Here is a 16461-nt window from a genome sequence, read left to right on the forward strand (position 1 = left end):
CGAGCGCTGTTTCCATGCTCGCTGCCTCTTTCAAGCCCGTCGCCTTCAACCCCTATGGCAGCCGCCGCAAGCCGCGCCGCGTGCCGCGCTGGCTGGTCCTGCTGCTCATTGGGCTGGGGGCGGGCGCCGCGGGCGTGCTGTTCGTGCAGGAGCGCTACCTGCCGCCGCGGCTGTCCGCCGGCGAGACCGCCAGCCTGCGTGCATCCTTCGAGCGCGCCGAGTCCGAGCGCCAGCGCCTGAGCAACGATTTGCAAGAAACCGCAAGGCAATTGCACGTGGCGCTGGCCGACAAGAAGGCCCTGGCCGACGAGCTGGCCGGCTCGCGCCAGAGCGCGGACCGTCTGCGCGAAAGCGTGGGCGCGCTGGCCGCGGCGCTGCCGCCCGACCCGCGCGGCGGTGCCGTGCAGGTGCGTGCGGCAAAGTTCAATGCCGAGTCTGGCTCGTTGCACTACGACGCGGTGCTGTCGCGCGACCGCGGTGCGTCGCGGCCACTGGCAGGCGTGCTCCAGCTGGTGGTGAGCGGCAGCCGGCATGGCACCACGTCCACCGTGAAGCTGCAGCCCGTGGCCGTGCAGGTCGGCAGTGTCGAGAGCGTGCGCGGCGCACTGCCGCTGCCCGAAGGCTTCGACCCGCAGCAGGTGACGCTGCAGGTGCTCGACAAGCCCGATGGCCGCCAGCTGGGCATGCGCGTGCTCAACGTGAAGTGAGGGTGTAACTGCTGCGCGGGAGAATCCGCGCATGACCCATCCTTTGCTTGAGCGGCTGGACCGCATCGGTGACTCCCTCTCGTGCCGGCCCGGCGTGCTGGCCCTGCTGGGCGTCGGTTCCTGCGGCACCGAGACGCACCGGCTGGACGACTGGTCGGACCTGGACTTCTTCGTCGTGGTCGAGCCTGGCGCCAAGGCCCGCTTCATCGACGACCTCGGCTGGTTGTCGGATGCGCATCCCCTGGCCTGGCACTTCCGCAACACCGCCGATGGCCACAAGGCCTTGATGGCCGACGGCGTGTTCTGCGAGTTCGCGGTGTTCGAGCCGAAGGAGATGGATGCCGTGCCGCGTTTGTCCGCGCGCGTGGTGTGGAAGCGCGATGACGTCGGCGACGACATCGTCGAGTACGGCAAGCTGCCCACGCCGCCGGGTTCGCAAGGCGAGACCTGGATCGTTGGTGAAGCGCTGAGCTGCCTCCTGGTGGGCCTGCTGCGCTGGCACCGGGGCGAGCGCATGAGCGCCGCGCGCTTCGTGCAGAGCTACGCGCTGGACCGGCTCATCGAGCTGGATGCGCTGCGCAACTCGCCGGCGCCGGGCGACGTGTTCAGCGTGGACCGCCGCATCGAGAAGCGCCAGCCCGAACTCGCCGCCTTGCTGCCGCAGCTGGTGCCGGGCTACCTCCACACGCCGTCGGCGGCGCTGGCGATGCTCGACGCGCTGGCATCGCGCGGCGCGGTGCTGGACCCGACGGCCGAAGCGATGGTGCGGCGCCTCGCGAAGACCTGATGCGCAGGGAGGGTCAAGCGCAGCGGACCCACGCAAATTGACGATGGCCGCGAACTCGCGCAATCTGCCAGCAACACGCCGGCCGCACAATGCCTTTCCCGACGCAGCGTTGGTCCCTTCATGAACCAGCTCGACAAGTTCCTGTTGTTCGTTGCCGTCCCCGGCGTGGCCTTGGTGTCGCTGGTCGAGGCCTTCGTGCTGTCGCGGCGGCGGGCCTACGACTGGCGCGCAATGGCGGTGTCGATGTTCGACCTCTTCGCCCGTGTGGGCGTGCAGATCGTGATGCCGCTGTCGCTGGCCGCGCCCATCATCACCTGGGCCTACATGCACCGGCTAGGCAACGTCCCGCTGGACAACGCCACCGCATTCATCGCGCTCTTCCTGGGCCAGGAGTTCTGCTACTACTGGTTCCACCGCGCGGCACACCGCGTGCGCTGGTTCTGGTGCAACCATGCCGTGCACCATTCGCCCAATGAGCTGAACCTGAGCGCGGCCTACCGCATCGGCATGTTCGGGAGGCTCACGGGCAACGCGCTCTTCTATGCGCCGCTGGTGTGGCTGGGCTTTCCGGCGAAGGTGGTGTTCGAAGTGCTGTCGCTGAACCTGCTGTACCAGTTCTGGATCCACGCGACCTGGATTCCGAAGCTCGGCTGGCTGGAAGGCATCCTGAACACGCCCTCGGCGCATCGCGTGCACCATGCCGCCAACCTCGACTACCTGGATGCCAACTACGGCGGCGTGCTGCTGGTGTTCGACCGCCTCTTCGGCACCTACACGCCCGAGCGCGACGACCTGCCGTGCCGCTACGGCCTGGTCACGCCGCTGACCACCTACAACCCGCTGCGCATCGAGTTCCACCAGTGGATGCAGCTCGTGCGCGACCTCGTCTCGGCGCGCAGCCTGCGCGCGGTGCTGGGTCATCTGTTCATGCCGCCGGGCTGGTCGCCCGACGGCAACGGCAGCACCACCGAAGACCTGCGCCGGCGGGCGCAGGGCGGGGCGGAAGCGGCAGGCGTGCATGCGCCGCACCCGCCTGCCGCCGTGTTGCCCCAAAGGGCGAACACCTCCGCCTGATCAGCCGGGCTGGCCGGACTGGAACAGCTTGGCCAGGCGGGCCTGGATCTGTTCGTGGTCCAGGTCTTCCTTGTGGGTGGAGACGAACCAGTTGTGGCCGAACGGGTCGGTGAGGCAGCCCGAGCGGTCGCCCCAGAACTGGTCGGCCATGGGCATCAGCACCTTGGCACCGGCCTTGACCGCGCGCTCGAAGACGGCATCGGCATCCGGCACAAAGAGCACGGCGCTCGACGCTGAGCCGCCCAGGGCGAGCGGGCCCTTGGAGCCCATGTCCAGGCGCTCTTCGGTGAGCATGAAGTGCGCGGGGCCGACCTTCAGCTCGGAGTGCAGCACCGCACCGGTCGGGTCGTTCAGGCGCACCAGCAGCTCGGCGCCGAACACGCGCTGGTAGTAGGCGATGGCGTCGTCCGCACCGCGCACCACCAGGTAGGGCGTGGCGCCGCTGGGCGTCGGCACGGCCTGGACGGCGGTCTTGGCGGCCTGGCTCGCGATCTGTGCGCGCAGCTGTTCTTCCTGGGCGCGAAGTTCCGGCGTGAACTCCTCGCCGAAGTCGTCGGCCTCGAACACCTGGCGGATTTCCACTTCGGTCTCGCCTTCCATCGGGTTGGGGCAACGCTTGACCCATTCGATGGCTTCTTCCAGCGACTTCACCTGCCACAGCCAGAAGCCCGCCACCAGTTCCTTGGTCTCGGCGAACGGACCGTCGACGACCGAGCGCTTGCTGCCGGAGAAGCGCACCCGTGCGCCCTTGCTGCTGGGCTGCAGGCCTTCGCCGGCCAGCATCACGCCGGCCTTGACCAGCTCCTCGTTGAACTTGCCCATGTCGGCCAGCAGTTTCTCGTTGGGCAGGACGCCGGCTTCGCTGTTCTTGTCTGCCTTGATGATGACCATGAATCGCATGTCGAACCTCCGTTGGGTTGGATGAAGAAGAGCTTGCTGCTCATTTCCACGACGAAGCAGACTCGGCAGGATCGACATCCTGTCGCTGTGAATTTGTAACCGGCTCAGAAAACCGTGCCGTCGCTGTCGACTTTCACGGGCGGCGTGCCGCCGCGCTTGTCTGCTGCCAGGGCGCGCCCGGCGGCCCAGGTGCCGCCTTCCAGGATGCAGGCCAGCGGCAGGTCCGCCCGGCCCAGTGCCTCACGCACCAGCGGCGCCATCTCGTCGATGAGTGCGACGGTGAGCGCACGCCATTCGACGATCCATTCATCGCCCGGGGTGAAGCTGCGCGACGCGTAGCCGCCATCCAGCGGCACCAGCACGCCGCCGTCGATCAGCAGCCCGCCGTTGCGGTACTCGGGCAGGGCGGTGAGTTCGTCAAGGTCCGTCACCTGCACGCCACCCCACTCGAAGGGCTCGAGCAGCGAGTAGGTCAGCCACTGCGAGAGCTTGTGGAAGGGCACGCGGCCCTCGCTCGCGCCATGGCCGCCGGCATGCGGGTGCAGCCACACGTCGCCCAGGGGCACCCCGTCCAGCGACTGGCCGCTGGGCCAGATGCCGCTGAAGGCATCCAGCAGGCTGCCCAGGATGCGCGAGGCCTTGATGTGGTGGTGCCGCTGCGAGCCCACCGTGGGCCGGTGGTGGCGCAGCTTGGGCGCATGGGCGTGGTGGGTCAGCGCATCGAACAGATGGCCGGGCTGGCCGATGGAGGTGAAGATCTCCGGCAGGCTTCGCAGCGCCTCGCCCAGCCGGCGCATGAGCGCGGCGCGCCCATCCAGGCCCACCAGCGGATTGCCCTCGCTCACCTGGAAGATGTCGGCCAGCGCCTGCGTGTTCAGCCGCAGCAGCGCAGCGGCGTCGACACGGTAGGGGTCGCCTGCGTCAGAGGAAAAGCGCCCGGCCATGAAGGCGCGGAAGCTCGCCACGGCCAGGCCTTCGGAGCGCGTGTAGCTGCGGCCGTCCTCGGTGAACTTCCAGTCCGGGCCGGCGCCGGCGTCCAGCAGCACGCTCACCAGCGTGAGGTCGATGTGCGAGCGGGCCACCGCCACCGTGCTGCGGTCGCGCAGGTGAGCATCCAGCCCGGCCTTGCGGTCCACGCCGCCGGCCTCGAAGTGCCGCCAGCGGCTGTGGTACGGGATGGCGAGCGTCGGGTAGCGTTCGCGGGTGACCTTGGCGACGAGGTCGGCGACGGCCGGCAGTCGAGAGCGGTCGATGCGGAAATGCGGCGAGGTGCCCTCGCTCACGGCCCGCGCGATCGATGCGCAGCGCTCGCGCACCGTGGCGGGTGAACGCAGGATCCGCACCGCTTCGTGCAGTGCGCCGCTGGCAGTGTCATTCAAGGCCGCGCCCCTTCACAGCCGCGAGCATGACTTCATCGGGCACGCTGCCGTCGGTGAAATAGCCTGCGGCGATCTTGGCTTCGATCTCCACGCGTGCATCGGCGGGCACGAGTTCGTCGGGAATCTTGACGCGCTCGCCCACCTCGATGCCGCTGCCGGTGATGGCATCGAACTTGTCGTTGCTCATCGACACCAGCCGGTGGATCTTTCGGATGCCCAGCCAGTGCAGCACGTCGGGCATCAGCTCCTGGAAGCGCATGTCCTGCACGCCCGCCACGCACTCGGTGCGCAGGAAGTACTTGTCGGCGCGGTCGCCGCCTTCTTGCCGCTTGCGGGCGTTGTAGACGAGGAACTTCGTCACTTCGCCGAGCGCGCGGCCTTCCTTGCGGCTGTAGGCGATGAGCCCCACGCCACCGGCCTGCGCGCCCCGGATGCACTCCTCGATGGCGTGCGTGAGATAGGGCCGGCAGGTGCAGATGTCGGAGCCGAAGACGTCCGAGCCGTTGCACTCGTCGTGCACGCGGGCGGTGAGGGTGACGTTCGGGTTCGCGAGGTCGCGTGCGTCACCGAAGATGTAGAGCGTCTGCCCGCCGATGGGCGGCAGGAAGACCTCGATGTCGCTGCGCGTGACGAGCTCGGGATACATGCCGCCGGTCTCTTCGAAGAGCGCGCGGCGCAGGTCCGCCTCGGTCACGTTGAAGCGCTTGGCCACGCCGGGCAGCCACCACACCGGTTCGATCGCGACCTTGGTGACGACGGCCGAGGAATCATCCAGCAGCACCTTGCCGTCCACCTGCAGGCGCTGGAAGGCGATCGCCTGGCGCACCTCGGGCAGGTGGATGTGCGCCTTGGTCACCGCGATGGTGGGCCGGATGTCGTAGCCCTGCGCAAGGTGCTCGGAGAACACATCGGCCACCGAGGCGCCCCAGGGGTCGATGGACACGATCTTGTCCGCATCGCCCCATTGTGGATAGGGCCCGATCAGGTCGGTGGGCGAGGTGTTGGTGAGGTCGGCGCGGTGGCCCTTGACGAGGTTGCCCGCGGCCACGGCCAGGGCCCGGTACACGCCGTACGAACCCGAATGCGTGCCGATGACGTTGCGCTGGCTGCGATTGACCGTGGTGCCCACCACCGGCCCGCGTTCGGCCGCGGTGGGCGCACCCCAATGGATGGCGGGCGCGCCGGTGGCGCCCTGGCCGGGGTGGGACGTGAGGCGGATGTGCCGCGCGCCGTGGCTGCCGTTGATCTCAGAACCCATGCGAGGTGCTCCGGTGACCTGGGCCACTATAGACCTCGCCGGCCGCGGAGTCATCCGGGGCCGGCGGACGGCGCATGCCGTCTGGCGTCAGACGGCCAGGGCGAGCGTCGCGTCGTCGATGCGGGCCAGCACTTCGGGCGTGAGCTTGGGAATCACGGCCGCCGCGCCGAGGTTGCTTTGCAGCTGGCTCAGCTTCGATGCGCCGGTGATGACCGTGCTCACCCGCGGGTTCTTCGCCACCCAGGCAATGGCCAGCTGCGACACGCTGCAGCCCAGATCCGCCGCGATGGTCTCCAGCTTGCCGACGGCCGCGTTCTTGGCGTCATCGGTCAGGCTCTTCTCCAGGAAGCCCATGCCCTTCATCGCGCCGCGGCTGTCGCCGGGGATGCCGTTCCTGTATTTGCCGGTGAGCAGGCCGCTGGCCAGCGGGCTCCAGGTGGTCAGGCCCAGGCCGATGTCCTCGTACAGCCGCGCGTACTCTTCCTCGACGCGCTTGCGGTGGAAGAGGTGGTACTGCGGCTGCTCCATCACCGGCTTGTGCAGGTGGTGGCATTCGGCGATGTCCCAGGCGGCGCGGATGTCGGCCGCGCTCCACTCGCTGGTGCCCCAGTACAAGGCCTTGCCGCGGTTGATCATGTCGCTCATCGCCCACACGGTCTCTTCGATGGGCGTGTGCGGGTCGGGGCGGTGGCAGTAGACGAGGTCGATGAAGTCCAGCCCGAAGCGCTTGAGCGAGCCATCGATGGCCTGCGTGAGGTACTTGCGGTTGAGGGTGTCCTTGCGGTTGATCGCATCGCCTTCGCGATCGAGGCCCCAGAAGAACTTGGTGGACACGACGTAGTTCAGCCGTGGCCACTTGAGCGCGCGGAGCGCCGCGCCCATCACCTCTTCGCTCTTGCCGCCGGCATAGGCCTCGGCGTTGTCGAAGAAGTTGACCCCGGCATCGAAGGCCGCGGCCATCATCTCCTGGGCTGCGCCTTCATTGACCTGGTTGTGATAAGTCACCCAGGAGCCGAGCGACAACTCGCTCACCTTCAGGCCGCTGCGGCCCAGACGTCGGTAGTTCATGGTGAAAACTTTTTGGGTTGGTTGGGCTTGTGGCTTAGGCATGTTAGCCACGCGAGGGGAACCGTTCAGCGCCTGGATTGCACCGCTTGGCCAGTCTCCGCACAGCCGACAGGGCCTTCCTGGCTTTTCATGCGGGTCCCGCTTGGTTATCGTTCGCGAGTGAAGCCGTACCAGATCGTTTTTGCCTTTCCCTTCGCCCTGGCCTTTGGCCTGGCGGCGCATGCAGGCATTTCCCGTGGCGTGAAGCTCGTGCTGTGGGCGTGGTCGCCGCTGGCGACAGGCGAGCCCGAGGCTGCCACCTACGACCGCCGGGTCTACCACTCCGCCGAGAAACGCATGATGCAGGTCGCTGGCGCGGCAGCCCTGAGCGGCTTGCCCTGGCTCGTTGGCCTGGCCGGCGGCGGCGCCTTGTGGTGGTGGCTGGGCGTGCTGGCATTGGCCGCCGTGGCCGCCTTCGACGTGCTGTCCTGGGAGCGCGTGGCCGTCAGCGGGCATTACCTGTGGTTCCAGCGGGGTTTTCGCGGCAAGGTCCACCAGGTGGCGATGGAGAACATCCGCGACGGCAGCATCGAGGAGACCGACGTCCGCGGCTTCACGCTGCGCCATGGCACCCACAACCGGCTGGTGCGGCTGAACGTGCGGCTGAGCGACAAGCGCGTCGTGGCCTTGCCGAAGACCGATGGCTACGGCGGACTGGAATCCGTCGAATCGGTGAGCAACTACCTGCGCATGCGGCTGCAGCAACTGCGCGACCAGGAGACCCAGCGCGGTCGCCGCGCGCTCAAGTCGCAGCTGGACCTGCCGCCATCGGATGAACCTGTGGAGCCACCATCCAAGGACGATGACGCGCTGCAGCGCGACCTGGCCCGCTTGCGGCTGGTGGCGGCCCAAGGCTCCAACAAGCGCCCGTCGCACTGATCGGCCAGCGAACGCAGTTCGCACCGGAGGTCCACCTCGAGGCCCTTCTCTTTGGGGTGTGCCCGCCGCAAGGCCGATGGGAGAATGGATTGATGAACGCGCTGTACTCCACTCTCCCCGTGTCTCCCCTCGCTGACCATGCCATCCACGTCGAGCGGCGTTCGCGCCTGGCGCAAGCCATGGCCGGCATGGGTGGTGGCGTCGCCATCATTCCCACCGCGAGCGAGCAGCTTCGCAATGGTGACAGCGAATATCCCTACCGCTTCGACAGCCACTTCCACCACCTCACCGGCTTCGCCGAGCCCGACGCCTGGCTCGTGTTGCGCAGCGACGGGCGCAGCACCCTGTTCTGCCGCGACAAGGACATGGAGCGCGAGATCTGGGACGGCTTCCGCCTGGGCCCGCAGGCCGCGCCCGCGGTGCTGTGCGTGGACGAGGCCTGGCCCGTGGGTGAACTCGATGCGCGCATGCCCGGCCTGCTGGGCAACCAGCCGGCCGTGTGGTTTCCGTTCGGCATCCACGCACCACTGCCGCAGCGCATCGAGCATTGGCTGGCCACGGTGCGTGGACGTTCACGCGACGGTGTCGAATGCCCGTTCGTCCAGCGCGACCTGAACCTGCTGCTCGACGAGATGCGCCTCGTGAAGGACGAGGTGGAGATCGCCACCATGCGCCGCGCGGCGCAGATCAGCGCCGGTGCGCATGCCCGCGCGATGCGCTTTTGCGCTGACCGCTTCCGCCATGGCGCACCCGGTGTGCGCGAGTACGAGATCGAGGCCGAGCTGCTGCATGAATTCCGCCGCCATGGTGCGCACGGTCCGGCCTACACCAGCATCGTCGCGGCGGGCGCCAATGCCTGCGTGCTGCACTACGCGGCCGCCGACGCGCTGCTGCGCCGCGGCGAACTGTGCCTCATCGACGCGGGCTGCGAGTTCGACGGCTACGCGAGCGACGTGACGCGCACCTTCCCGGCCGATGGCCGCTTCACCACCGCGCAGCGTGAGCTGTACGAGCTGGTGGTGCAGGCGCAGGTGGCGGCTGTTGCCGCCACGCGGCCCGGCGCACGCCAGCGCGATGCGCACAAGGCCGCGGTGGCCGTGCTCGCGCAAGGCATGCTGGACCTCGGCCTGCTCGATCGCAACAAGGTCGGCGACGTCGACAACGTGATCCGCACCGCGGCCTACCGCCAGTTCTACATGCACGGCACCGGCCACTGGATTGGCCGCGACGTGCACGATGTAGGCGAGTACCTCTCGCTGGGCGAGCAGCCCTTCGAACATGCCGACGGCATGGGCGGCACCATCGTCAAGAAGCCCTCGCGCATCCTGGAGCCGGGCATGGCCGTGACCATCGAACCCGGCATCTACGTGCGCCCGGCCGAAGGCGTTCCGCAGAAGTACTGGAACATCGGCATCCGCATCGAGGACGACGCGGTCATCACCGCCAACGGCTGCGAGCTGATCTCGCGCGGCGTGCCCGTGGAGGCCACAGAAATCGAAGCGCTGATGCGAGGCTGAAAGAGCGATGCCTCCGCAAGGTAGGCATCCCATCAAGCAACGCCCGCGGGACTGGCTTTGCCAGCCCGCAGGGTGGCGCCCAAGGGCCACGAAGGGGCCCCTGCGTGGCCCCTGGGGCAGGAGCGTCAGCGACTGGGGGGCACCTTGTTTCCAGAGAACGTGCCGTTGGTGCTGCTCACCGGGGTCGTCACATACCGCCACGTCCCGGTCACCACCCCTGTGGTCACGTCGATGTTGCCGCTGAACAGCGACGCACCCGCCGTGCCGCTGGCCGCATCCAGCGACAGGGCGCCGCCGGCGGCCACCGTGCCATTGACGACGAAGTCCAGGTTGTAGGTGGTGCTGTGGCCGCTGCCCGACACGCGTCCGGTGTCGCTGATGTTCACGTCAAAGGTGCCGGTCTCGGTGCCGCTGAAGGTGCCGGTGTAGTGGCCCGCGTAGGCGCCCACCGGCGGAGGAGGCGGCGGTTCGGACACCGGCGGGAAGCCCAGCACGGGCGCGAAGCCGTCCTTGTTCAGCACCAGGCAGCCGGACATGGTGATGTCCACATCGGCCACCGCCACATCCGCCGTTGCGCTGTAGCGCGCCGGGATCATCTGCTGGCCGAACAGTCGGGTGGTGGCGCTCTTCTTGACCGCCATGCGGAAGTTGCCGGCGCTGTCCACGGTGGCGTAGGACTTGCCGATGTAGTCCACGCCTTCGCCCAGCACGAAGGCGCCAGAGGTGATGCGGGTTCCGCCCGAATCCTGCACGCAGCCGTTGATGTAGACGGTGTCGTAGGGCTTGTCGGCGTTCCACGCAGTGAAGTGCGTGACCGTGCCTTCGTAGTACTGCGAAGGCGCCGTTCCCTGGAGTGTGGCGCTGCCGTCCTGAACCCACAGGCCGCTGGTCTCGTCGAGGTAGTACAGCGCGATGGTGGCCGGCAGCGTCGACAACCCACGCTTGACCGCGGGAATGCGGATGGTGGCCGTCTGCCCGCTGGCCAGTTGCAGCTTGCTGCCGTCGGCGTCGCTGAACTCGACCTGGATGGCGCCGTTGGATTCGATGGGCTGCGTGGCGTTGCCATTGCTGGCGAGGTAGTCGCCGGGCATCACGCCGGTGGCCTGGCTGGCGTCGAGGAGGGTGATCTGCGCGTTGGCCGGGCCGGTCGCGGCCGTGCCGTTGCTTCGCACCAGGGCGTTCGCGGCCAGCGTCACCTGTGCCGTGCTGCCCGTGACGGTCAGCGTCGCCGATGCGGCCGGGTTGAAGCTGGTGGTCGCGGTGACGGCATTCAGCGTGGCGTCCACCACCTGCTGGCCTTGCGATTGCAGCGAGCGCACCGGGCGCACTTGAGACGCGAAGCCGGACTTGGTGAATCGCGCGGTGGTGTTCGGCGTGGCGTTGTCCACTTGCACGCTGTAGTGCCCGCTGGCATCGGTGTCGGCGGTCACGCCGGCGATGTCCACGTGCACGCCGGACACCGCCGTGCCGTCGGTGCCGCGGACCGTGCCTTGCACCGTGGCGAACACCACGGGCGGTTCAACGATGGGGTCAGGATCGGACCCGCCGCATCCCGACAAGAAAGAAGCGATGGCCATGCCTGCCGCCAGGCTCCACCTGCGGATTGAATTCATCTCGAGGACTCCCTGTGATGTGATGGCGTCTGTGACGCGGGGCGGATGCTAGGGGGAGACCTGCCGGGCTGCATCCCCCACAGGAGGGGGCGTGACTGTGCGGTCAGCGCCGTGCGGTTGACCGCCGATGCGAGTCCTCCAGAGGGAGCGCAACACGAAGGCAATGCGCCAGCAACACTCGTTGACTTTCAATTCGTCACACCTTCGTGACGGTGATACTGTGCGGTACCACCTCAACCGCGGGCTGCGATGATCACCGTCCACCACCTCAACAACTCCCGTTCGCAGCGCGTGCTGTGGCTGCTCGAAGAACTGGGCCTGCCCTACGAGATCAAGCACTACCAGCGCGAGAAGAGCGGCCTGGCGCCGGCCTCGCTGCTGGCGGTGCATCCGCTGGGCAAGTCGCCGGTGATCACCGATGGCGGCGCGACGCTCGCCGAATCGGGGGCCATCCTCGAGTACCTGGTGGAGCGCTACGGCAATGGCCGCTTCGCGCCGCCGGTGGGTACGCCCGAGCAGCTGCGCTACCGCTACTGGATGCACTTCGCCGAAGGCTCGGCCATGTCTCCACTGTTGATGAAGCTGGTGTTCGACCGCATCGAGAACACACGCGTGCCCTTCTTCGTGAAGCCCATCACCCGCGGCATCTCGGCCAAGGTGAAGGGGGCGTTCATCACGCCCAACATCGAACGTCACCTGGACTTCATGGAGTCCTCGCTGGCCGATGGACCGTGGTTCGCGGGCAAGGAGTTCACTGCGGCGGACATCCAGATGAGCTTTCCCGTCGAGGCCTCGGCGGCGCGGGCCGGCCTGAATGACAGCCGGCCGCGGCTGATGGACTTCCTCAAGCGCATCCACGAGCGGCCGGCTTACAAGCGGGCGCTGGACAAGGGCGGGCCGTACGAACTGATGTCCTGAACCTTGCCGATCATTCGTCTTGTTTTATGGATGACTTTTCCATTAAACTGGATGAATGGACATCACCGCCCGAATTGCCAAGCGCGTGCGCGACTTGCGCGACGCGCAAGGCTTCACGCTCGATGCGCTCGCTGAACGCAGCGGCGTGAGCCGCTCCAACATCTCGCTCATCGAGCGCGGCCAGAGCAGCCCCACCGCCGCCGTGCTGGACAAGCTGGCCGCGGGCCTGGGCGTCACGCTGGCCTCGCTGTTCGAGGACGAGTCCACGCAGGCGGCCGAGCCCTCGCCCATGGCGCGCGTGGCCGACCAGCCGGTGTGGACCGACCCCGCCTCGGGCTACATCCGCCGCAACCTCTCGCCCGCGGCGCGCTCGCCCATCCAGCTCGTCGACGTGATCTTCCCGGCCGGCCAGCGCGTGGCCTATGACGGCGTGGCCCGCGAGGTCGAGATCCATCAGCAGGTGTGGATGATCGACGGGACCATGGAGCTCACCCTCGGCCAGGAGCAATGGCGCCTGGAGACCGGCGACTGCCTCGCCATGCGGCTGGACCGTCCCATCGTCTACCGCAACCCCACCCGCAAGCCGGCGCGCTACATGGTCGCGCTGGTGTCGCTGCCTTTCATTCCGAACCGGAGGACCTGATGAGCAAGGATGTGAGCATCCGCAGGCTGGGCGCCAACGAAGCCGCCGTGTGTGCCGAGGCGCTGGCCGACGTGCTGCTGGACTGCGTGCGCGGCGGCGCCTCGGTGAGCTTCATGGCCGATCTCACTCGCGAACGTGCAGTGGCTTTCTGGCGCGGCGTGGCCGAGGGCGTGGCCCGCCATGAGCGCGTCCTGCTGGTGGCCGAGGACAGCGAGGGGCAGATCGTCGGCACGGTGCAGCTCATCATGTCCATGCCCGACAACCAGCCGCACCGCGGCGACATCGCCAAGATGCTGGTGCATCGAAAGGCGCGGCGCCAAGGCATCGCGCAGCGGCTGATGGCGGCCATCGATGAGCAGGCCCGCAAGGAAGGCAAGACGGTGCTGGTGCTGGACACGGTGACCGGTGGCGATGCCGAGCGCCTGTACGAGCGCGGCGGATGGCAGCGGGTGGGCGTGGTGCCCAAGTACGCGTTGATGCCTGACGGTGCTTTCTGCGGCACGACCTTCTTCTACAAGCACCTGTAGCCGAGCCTGTTTCAGGATCTCAGGGCCTTGGCGGCCCGCACGCCGTGGAAGCAGGCTTCCTCGAACACCGAGTAGCTCGACAGGTCGGCATGAGCGAATGAGAGGCGACCTGCGGGCGATTGCAGCGCGCGCAAGGCGGGATGGCTGCGGATGCCCGGCGCGGGGATGCTCATCGCATGGCCGTAGCGCATCAGGTCGACGCGTCGCACCTTGCCCGGCAGGTCGGGGTGGGCCGTCGCGAGTTCGGCGATGACCCGCGCGCTGCGTTCGCGCCAGGGCATCGCCAGCAAGGTCTCGCGGTGCGCACGCTGGTCGCTCCAGGACCAGTAGGAGGTCAGCACCGTGGCATCGGGGTAGGGCCGTGTGCTCTGGTGCATGTCGTCGACATAACCCAGGCTGGCCGAGCCGTAGAGCACGTTGTCCCAGGACAGCTCGGGGCCAGGATGGTCATCCAGTGCGCGGTCGATGTGCAGGTTGGCCACCAGCCAGGGGGCGTAGCGCATGCGCGGCGCGATCTGGGCCAGAGCCGGTGGCGGCGCGTCGATGAGGCGAACGGCGAGGAAGAGCGGGACGGCCATCACCACGTGCCGGGCAGTCCATCGCTCCATGTGGTTCTGCCTGGCATTCCAGGCATCCACCACGACCTCCTCTCGTCCCGGGCTCACCCTCATCGCCAGCATGCCCGCGTGGACTCGATCGCCCAGCGGCTGGATGAGACGCTGCGCGAGCCAGGCATTGCCTTCCGGCCAGGTGAGGATGCCGTCGCGCTCTTCGTGATCCATGCCCGGCGCGTGGAAGCCATGGCGGCTGGCGAAGTAGTGCAGGCCGGCCCAGGCGGAGACGTCGCTTGCGCTGCCGCCGTAGTCGTCGCGGCAGCAGTAGTCGAGGTACCAGCGCAATGCGGGGGCGGTGAGTTGATGCTGGTCCAGCCACGCCGCGAATGTCAGGGCATCCAGCGCAGCCAGTGCGTCCGTCCAGCGTGATCGCCAGGTCGGCATGGTGAACGCCTGGTTGGCACCGGCCTCATTCACCAGTTGCGCGAACCGGCGGTAATGCGCGAGGGTCGGGTCGCGCTCGGCTGCGGGCAGTGCGTCCACCGGGGGCAGCAGGCCCTCGTGCCATTGGCCGTGGATGAACAGGCGCTCCTGCGGGCTGTGGCACAGGTGGCGCTCGTCGTAGACCCACTGGCCGGCGGCTTGGCGGCGCAACCCGAACTCGTCCATCAGCGCCGAGACTTCCTCGGCATGCTCGCCGGGCACGGGCAGGTAGTGCGCGCCCAGCGGGCAGCCCATGCCGGCGATGCGGTGGCCGCGGCTGTTGCCGCCGGCCACGTCTTCGAGTTCCAGCAGGTGCACGTCATCCACACCCTGCCGGGCCAGCGTGCGAGCACAGCTCAGGCCGGCGATGCCCGCGCCGACGATGAGCACACCCGCACGCCGCTCGACGGCCGGTGCAGGCAGCGAACCGCTCTTGAGCTCGTGAAGCCGATGCCCTCGCTCATGCTGCGCGCCGACCCAGCCGCCGTCGTAGGTGGGCTCGCGGCGGCTGCAACCAGCCAGCGGCGCCCACGCTGCTGCAGCCAGCAGCCGGCGGCGTGCCTCGTTCACTGGTGCACCTTGCCCCATTCGCGCTCGAAGGTCTGCACCAGCACCTGGTTGGACAGGCGGTTCACCTCCGCGGGAATGCGCGACATGTCGGGCGGGAACTCGAACATGGACTTCACGGTGCCGGCATCGAGGAAGCGCAGCCCCGAAGGCAGCGTGGCCGGCGGCTGGAATGGCCGACGGCTGGCGAGGATGAAGCCCCATTCGCCGAAGCTCGGCACGTGCGCGTGATACGGCGTGGTCCCCAGGCCCACCGCCTCCAGCGTGGTGGCCACTGTCCAGAAGCTCTGGCGCGCGATCAACGGCGAGGTGGTCTGCACCACCGCGAAGCCGCCGGCGCTCAGGTGCTCGTCGACCAGTTGGTAGAAGCTCGTGGTGTAGAGCTTGCCGATGGAGAAGTTGGTCGGGTCGGGGAAGTCGACGATGACGACGTCGAAGTGCGTCTCGCTCTTCTCCAGCCAGGAGAAGGCATCCGCATTGACGATGCGCAGCTTCGGTGACCGAAGCGAATCGGCGTTGAGCTGCCGCAGCATCGGTTCCTGCGAGAAGAGCTGCGTCATGTGCGGGTCCAGCTCCACCAGCGTCACGTCCTGCACGCTCGGGTACTTGAGCACCTCGCGGGCGGCCATGCCGTCGCCGCCGCCCAGGATGAGCACGTGTCGCGGCGCGCCGTGCGCTGACATCGCCGGATGCACCAGCGCCTCGTGGTAGCGGTATTCGTCGCGCGAGTGGAACTGCAGGTTGCCGTTGAGGAAGAGCCGCACGCCCACCTTGCTCGCGGTGATGACCACGCGCTGGTACGGGCTCGATTCGGCATAGACGATGTGGTCGCCATAGAAGCGGTCTTCCGCCCAGGTGGTGACGCGGTCGGCGCCCAGCAAGGCGGCCAGCAGCACCAGCACGGTTCCGGCGCAGGCCACGGCATGCGACTTGAAGCGGCGCAGCTCGGCGCGGAACAGCCACAGCGCCCACAGCGCCACGGCCGCATTCAAGAGCCCGAAGAACACGCCGGTGCGGATCAGCCCGAGGTGAGGCACGAGCAGCAGCGGAAACGCGACCGCCACGGCCAGCGCGCCGAGGTAGTCGAAGGTGAGCACCTGCGACACCAGGTCCTTGAGCGCATAGCGATGCTGGAAATGCCGCTTGAGGATGCGCATGACCAGCGGAATCTCCAGCCCCACCAGCACGCCCACCGCCAGCACCAGCAGGTACAGCGTGAAGCGGAACGAGGGGGCCGCCACGGTGTTCAGCGCGAACAGGGCCGCGGGCATCAGCCCGCCGACGACGCCCACCAGCAGCTCGATGCGCAGGAAGTGCGCCACCAGCTGCCGCTCGAAGAAGCGCGACAGGTAGGAGCCCACGCCCATCGCGAAGAGGTAGGTGCCGATGACGGTGGAGAACTGCAGGATGGAGTCGCCCAGCAGCACGCTGGCCAGTGCACCGGCCGCGAGTTCGTAGACCAGCCCGCAGGCGGCGACCACGAAGACCGAGGCGAGAAGCGCGACTTCGGCGGGGCGGATGCCGCCCGGGGTGTCGTCGTCAGTCATC

General features: G+C 68.2%; 15 protein-coding genes and 1 pseudogene. 8 read left to right on the plus strand and 8 right to left on the minus strand.

Translation table 11 applies throughout. The features are described from left to right. Nucleotides 1-14: 14 nt before the first annotated feature. From DZC73_RS22550 to DZC73_RS22560, 3 genes are all read left to right on the plus strand, one after another. The gene (locus DZC73_RS22550) at nucleotides 15-707 is read left to right on the plus strand and encodes a DUF6776 family protein (protein ID WP_124542639.1); all 693 of its coding nucleotides are present in this window, start codon (nucleotides 15-17) and stop codon (nucleotides 705-707) included. 31 nt (nucleotides 708-738) lie between these two features. Then, nucleotides 739-1494, plus strand: a complete 756-nt coding sequence (locus tag DZC73_RS22555) for a hypothetical protein (protein ID WP_124542640.1) — start codon at nucleotides 739-741, stop codon at nucleotides 1492-1494. A gap of 120 nt (nucleotides 1495-1614) precedes the next feature. Further along, entirely contained in the window at nucleotides 1615-2568 is a 954-nt protein-coding gene (locus tag DZC73_RS22560; protein ID WP_124542641.1) for a sterol desaturase family protein, read from the plus strand. On the opposite strand, the gene DZC73_RS30355 is transcribed toward DZC73_RS22560, so the two are convergent. The 5 genes and pseudogenes from DZC73_RS30355 to DZC73_RS22580 all read right to left on the minus strand — a co-directional run bounded on the left by DZC73_RS30355 (nucleotide 2569) and on the right by DZC73_RS22580 (nucleotide 7173). Further along, nucleotides 2569-3024: a VOC family protein gene (locus DZC73_RS30355; protein WP_235835255.1), complete on the minus strand. Its 456-nt coding sequence runs from the start codon at nucleotides 3022-3024 to the stop codon at nucleotides 2569-2571. 15 nt (nucleotides 3025-3039) lie between these two features. Then, nucleotides 3040-3468, minus strand: a pseudogene (locus tag DZC73_RS30360) (YciI family protein); the annotation flags it as partial. Nucleotides 3469-3572: 104 nt separating this feature from the next. Then, nucleotides 3573-4847, minus strand: a complete 1275-nt coding sequence (locus DZC73_RS22570; RefSeq protein ID WP_124542643.1) for a URC4/urg3 family protein — start codon at nucleotides 4845-4847, stop codon at nucleotides 3573-3575. Then, nucleotides 4840-6105 carry a GTP cyclohydrolase II gene (locus DZC73_RS22575; RefSeq protein ID WP_124542644.1) on the minus strand — a complete coding sequence of 422 codons (1266 nt, stop codon included), beginning with the start codon at nucleotides 6103-6105 and terminating at the stop codon, nucleotides 4840-4842. Before DZC73_RS22575 ends, DZC73_RS22570 begins: the two co-directional genes overlap by 8 nt. An 87-nt stretch (nucleotides 6106-6192) precedes the next feature. Beyond that, nucleotides 6193-7173: a potassium channel beta subunit family protein gene (locus DZC73_RS22580; RefSeq protein ID WP_124542645.1), complete on the minus strand. Its 981-nt coding sequence runs from the start codon at nucleotides 7171-7173 to the stop codon at nucleotides 6193-6195. 159 nt (nucleotides 7174-7332) lie between these two features. Between DZC73_RS22580 and DZC73_RS22585 the strand changes: the two genes are divergently transcribed. Next, nucleotides 7333-8091 (plus strand): hypothetical protein, encoded by a 759-nt coding sequence (locus DZC73_RS22585; RefSeq protein ID WP_124542646.1) that lies wholly within the window; start codon nucleotides 7333-7335, stop codon nucleotides 8089-8091. A 92-nt stretch (nucleotides 8092-8183) separates the two neighbouring features. Continuing rightward, the gene (locus DZC73_RS22590; RefSeq protein WP_124542647.1) at nucleotides 8184-9608 is read left to right on the plus strand and encodes an aminopeptidase P N-terminal domain-containing protein; all 1425 of its coding nucleotides are present in this window, start codon (nucleotides 8184-8186) and stop codon (nucleotides 9606-9608) included. A gap of 125 nt (nucleotides 9609-9733) precedes the next feature. Here the strand turns inward: DZC73_RS22590 and DZC73_RS22595 are convergent, their stop codons facing one another. Continuing rightward, nucleotides 9734-11185, minus strand: a complete 1452-nt coding sequence (locus DZC73_RS22595; RefSeq protein ID WP_124542648.1) for a carboxypeptidase-like regulatory domain-containing protein — start codon at nucleotides 11183-11185, stop codon at nucleotides 9734-9736. 285 nt (nucleotides 11186-11470) lie between these two features. On the opposite strand from DZC73_RS22595, the gene DZC73_RS22600 reads away from it, so the two are divergent. The 3 genes from DZC73_RS22600 to DZC73_RS22610 are packed head-to-tail and all read left to right on the plus strand — an operon-like array spanning nucleotide 11471 to nucleotide 13309. Next, nucleotides 11471-12139, plus strand: a complete 669-nt coding sequence (locus tag DZC73_RS22600; RefSeq protein ID WP_124542649.1) for a glutathione S-transferase family protein — start codon at nucleotides 11471-11473, stop codon at nucleotides 12137-12139. Between the two features lie 55 nt (nucleotides 12140-12194). Continuing rightward, nucleotides 12195-12782, plus strand: a complete 588-nt coding sequence (locus DZC73_RS22605) for a helix-turn-helix domain-containing protein (RefSeq protein WP_124542650.1) — start codon at nucleotides 12195-12197, stop codon at nucleotides 12780-12782. Then, nucleotides 12782-13309: a GNAT family N-acetyltransferase gene (locus tag DZC73_RS22610; RefSeq protein ID WP_124542651.1), complete on the plus strand. Its 528-nt coding sequence runs from the start codon at nucleotides 12782-12784 to the stop codon at nucleotides 13307-13309. The genes DZC73_RS22605 and DZC73_RS22610 overlap by 1 nt, the downstream gene beginning before the upstream one ends. 11 nt (nucleotides 13310-13320) lie before the next feature. On the opposite strand, the gene DZC73_RS22615 is transcribed toward DZC73_RS22610, so the two are convergent. Further along, nucleotides 13321-14916, minus strand: a complete 1596-nt coding sequence (locus DZC73_RS22615) for a flavin monoamine oxidase family protein (RefSeq protein ID WP_235835243.1) — start codon at nucleotides 14914-14916, stop codon at nucleotides 13321-13323. Further along, nucleotides 14913-16460, minus strand: a complete 1548-nt coding sequence (locus tag DZC73_RS22620; protein WP_124542653.1) for a polyamine aminopropyltransferase — start codon at nucleotides 16458-16460, stop codon at nucleotides 14913-14915. Before DZC73_RS22620 ends, DZC73_RS22615 begins: the two co-directional genes overlap by 4 nt. Nucleotide 16461 lies beyond the last annotated feature (1 nt).

Origin of the sequence: Rhizobacter terrae (assembly GCF_003852895.1) — a bacterium.
Taxonomy (GTDB): domain Bacteria; phylum Pseudomonadota; class Gammaproteobacteria; order Burkholderiales; family Burkholderiaceae_C; genus Albitalea; species Albitalea terrae.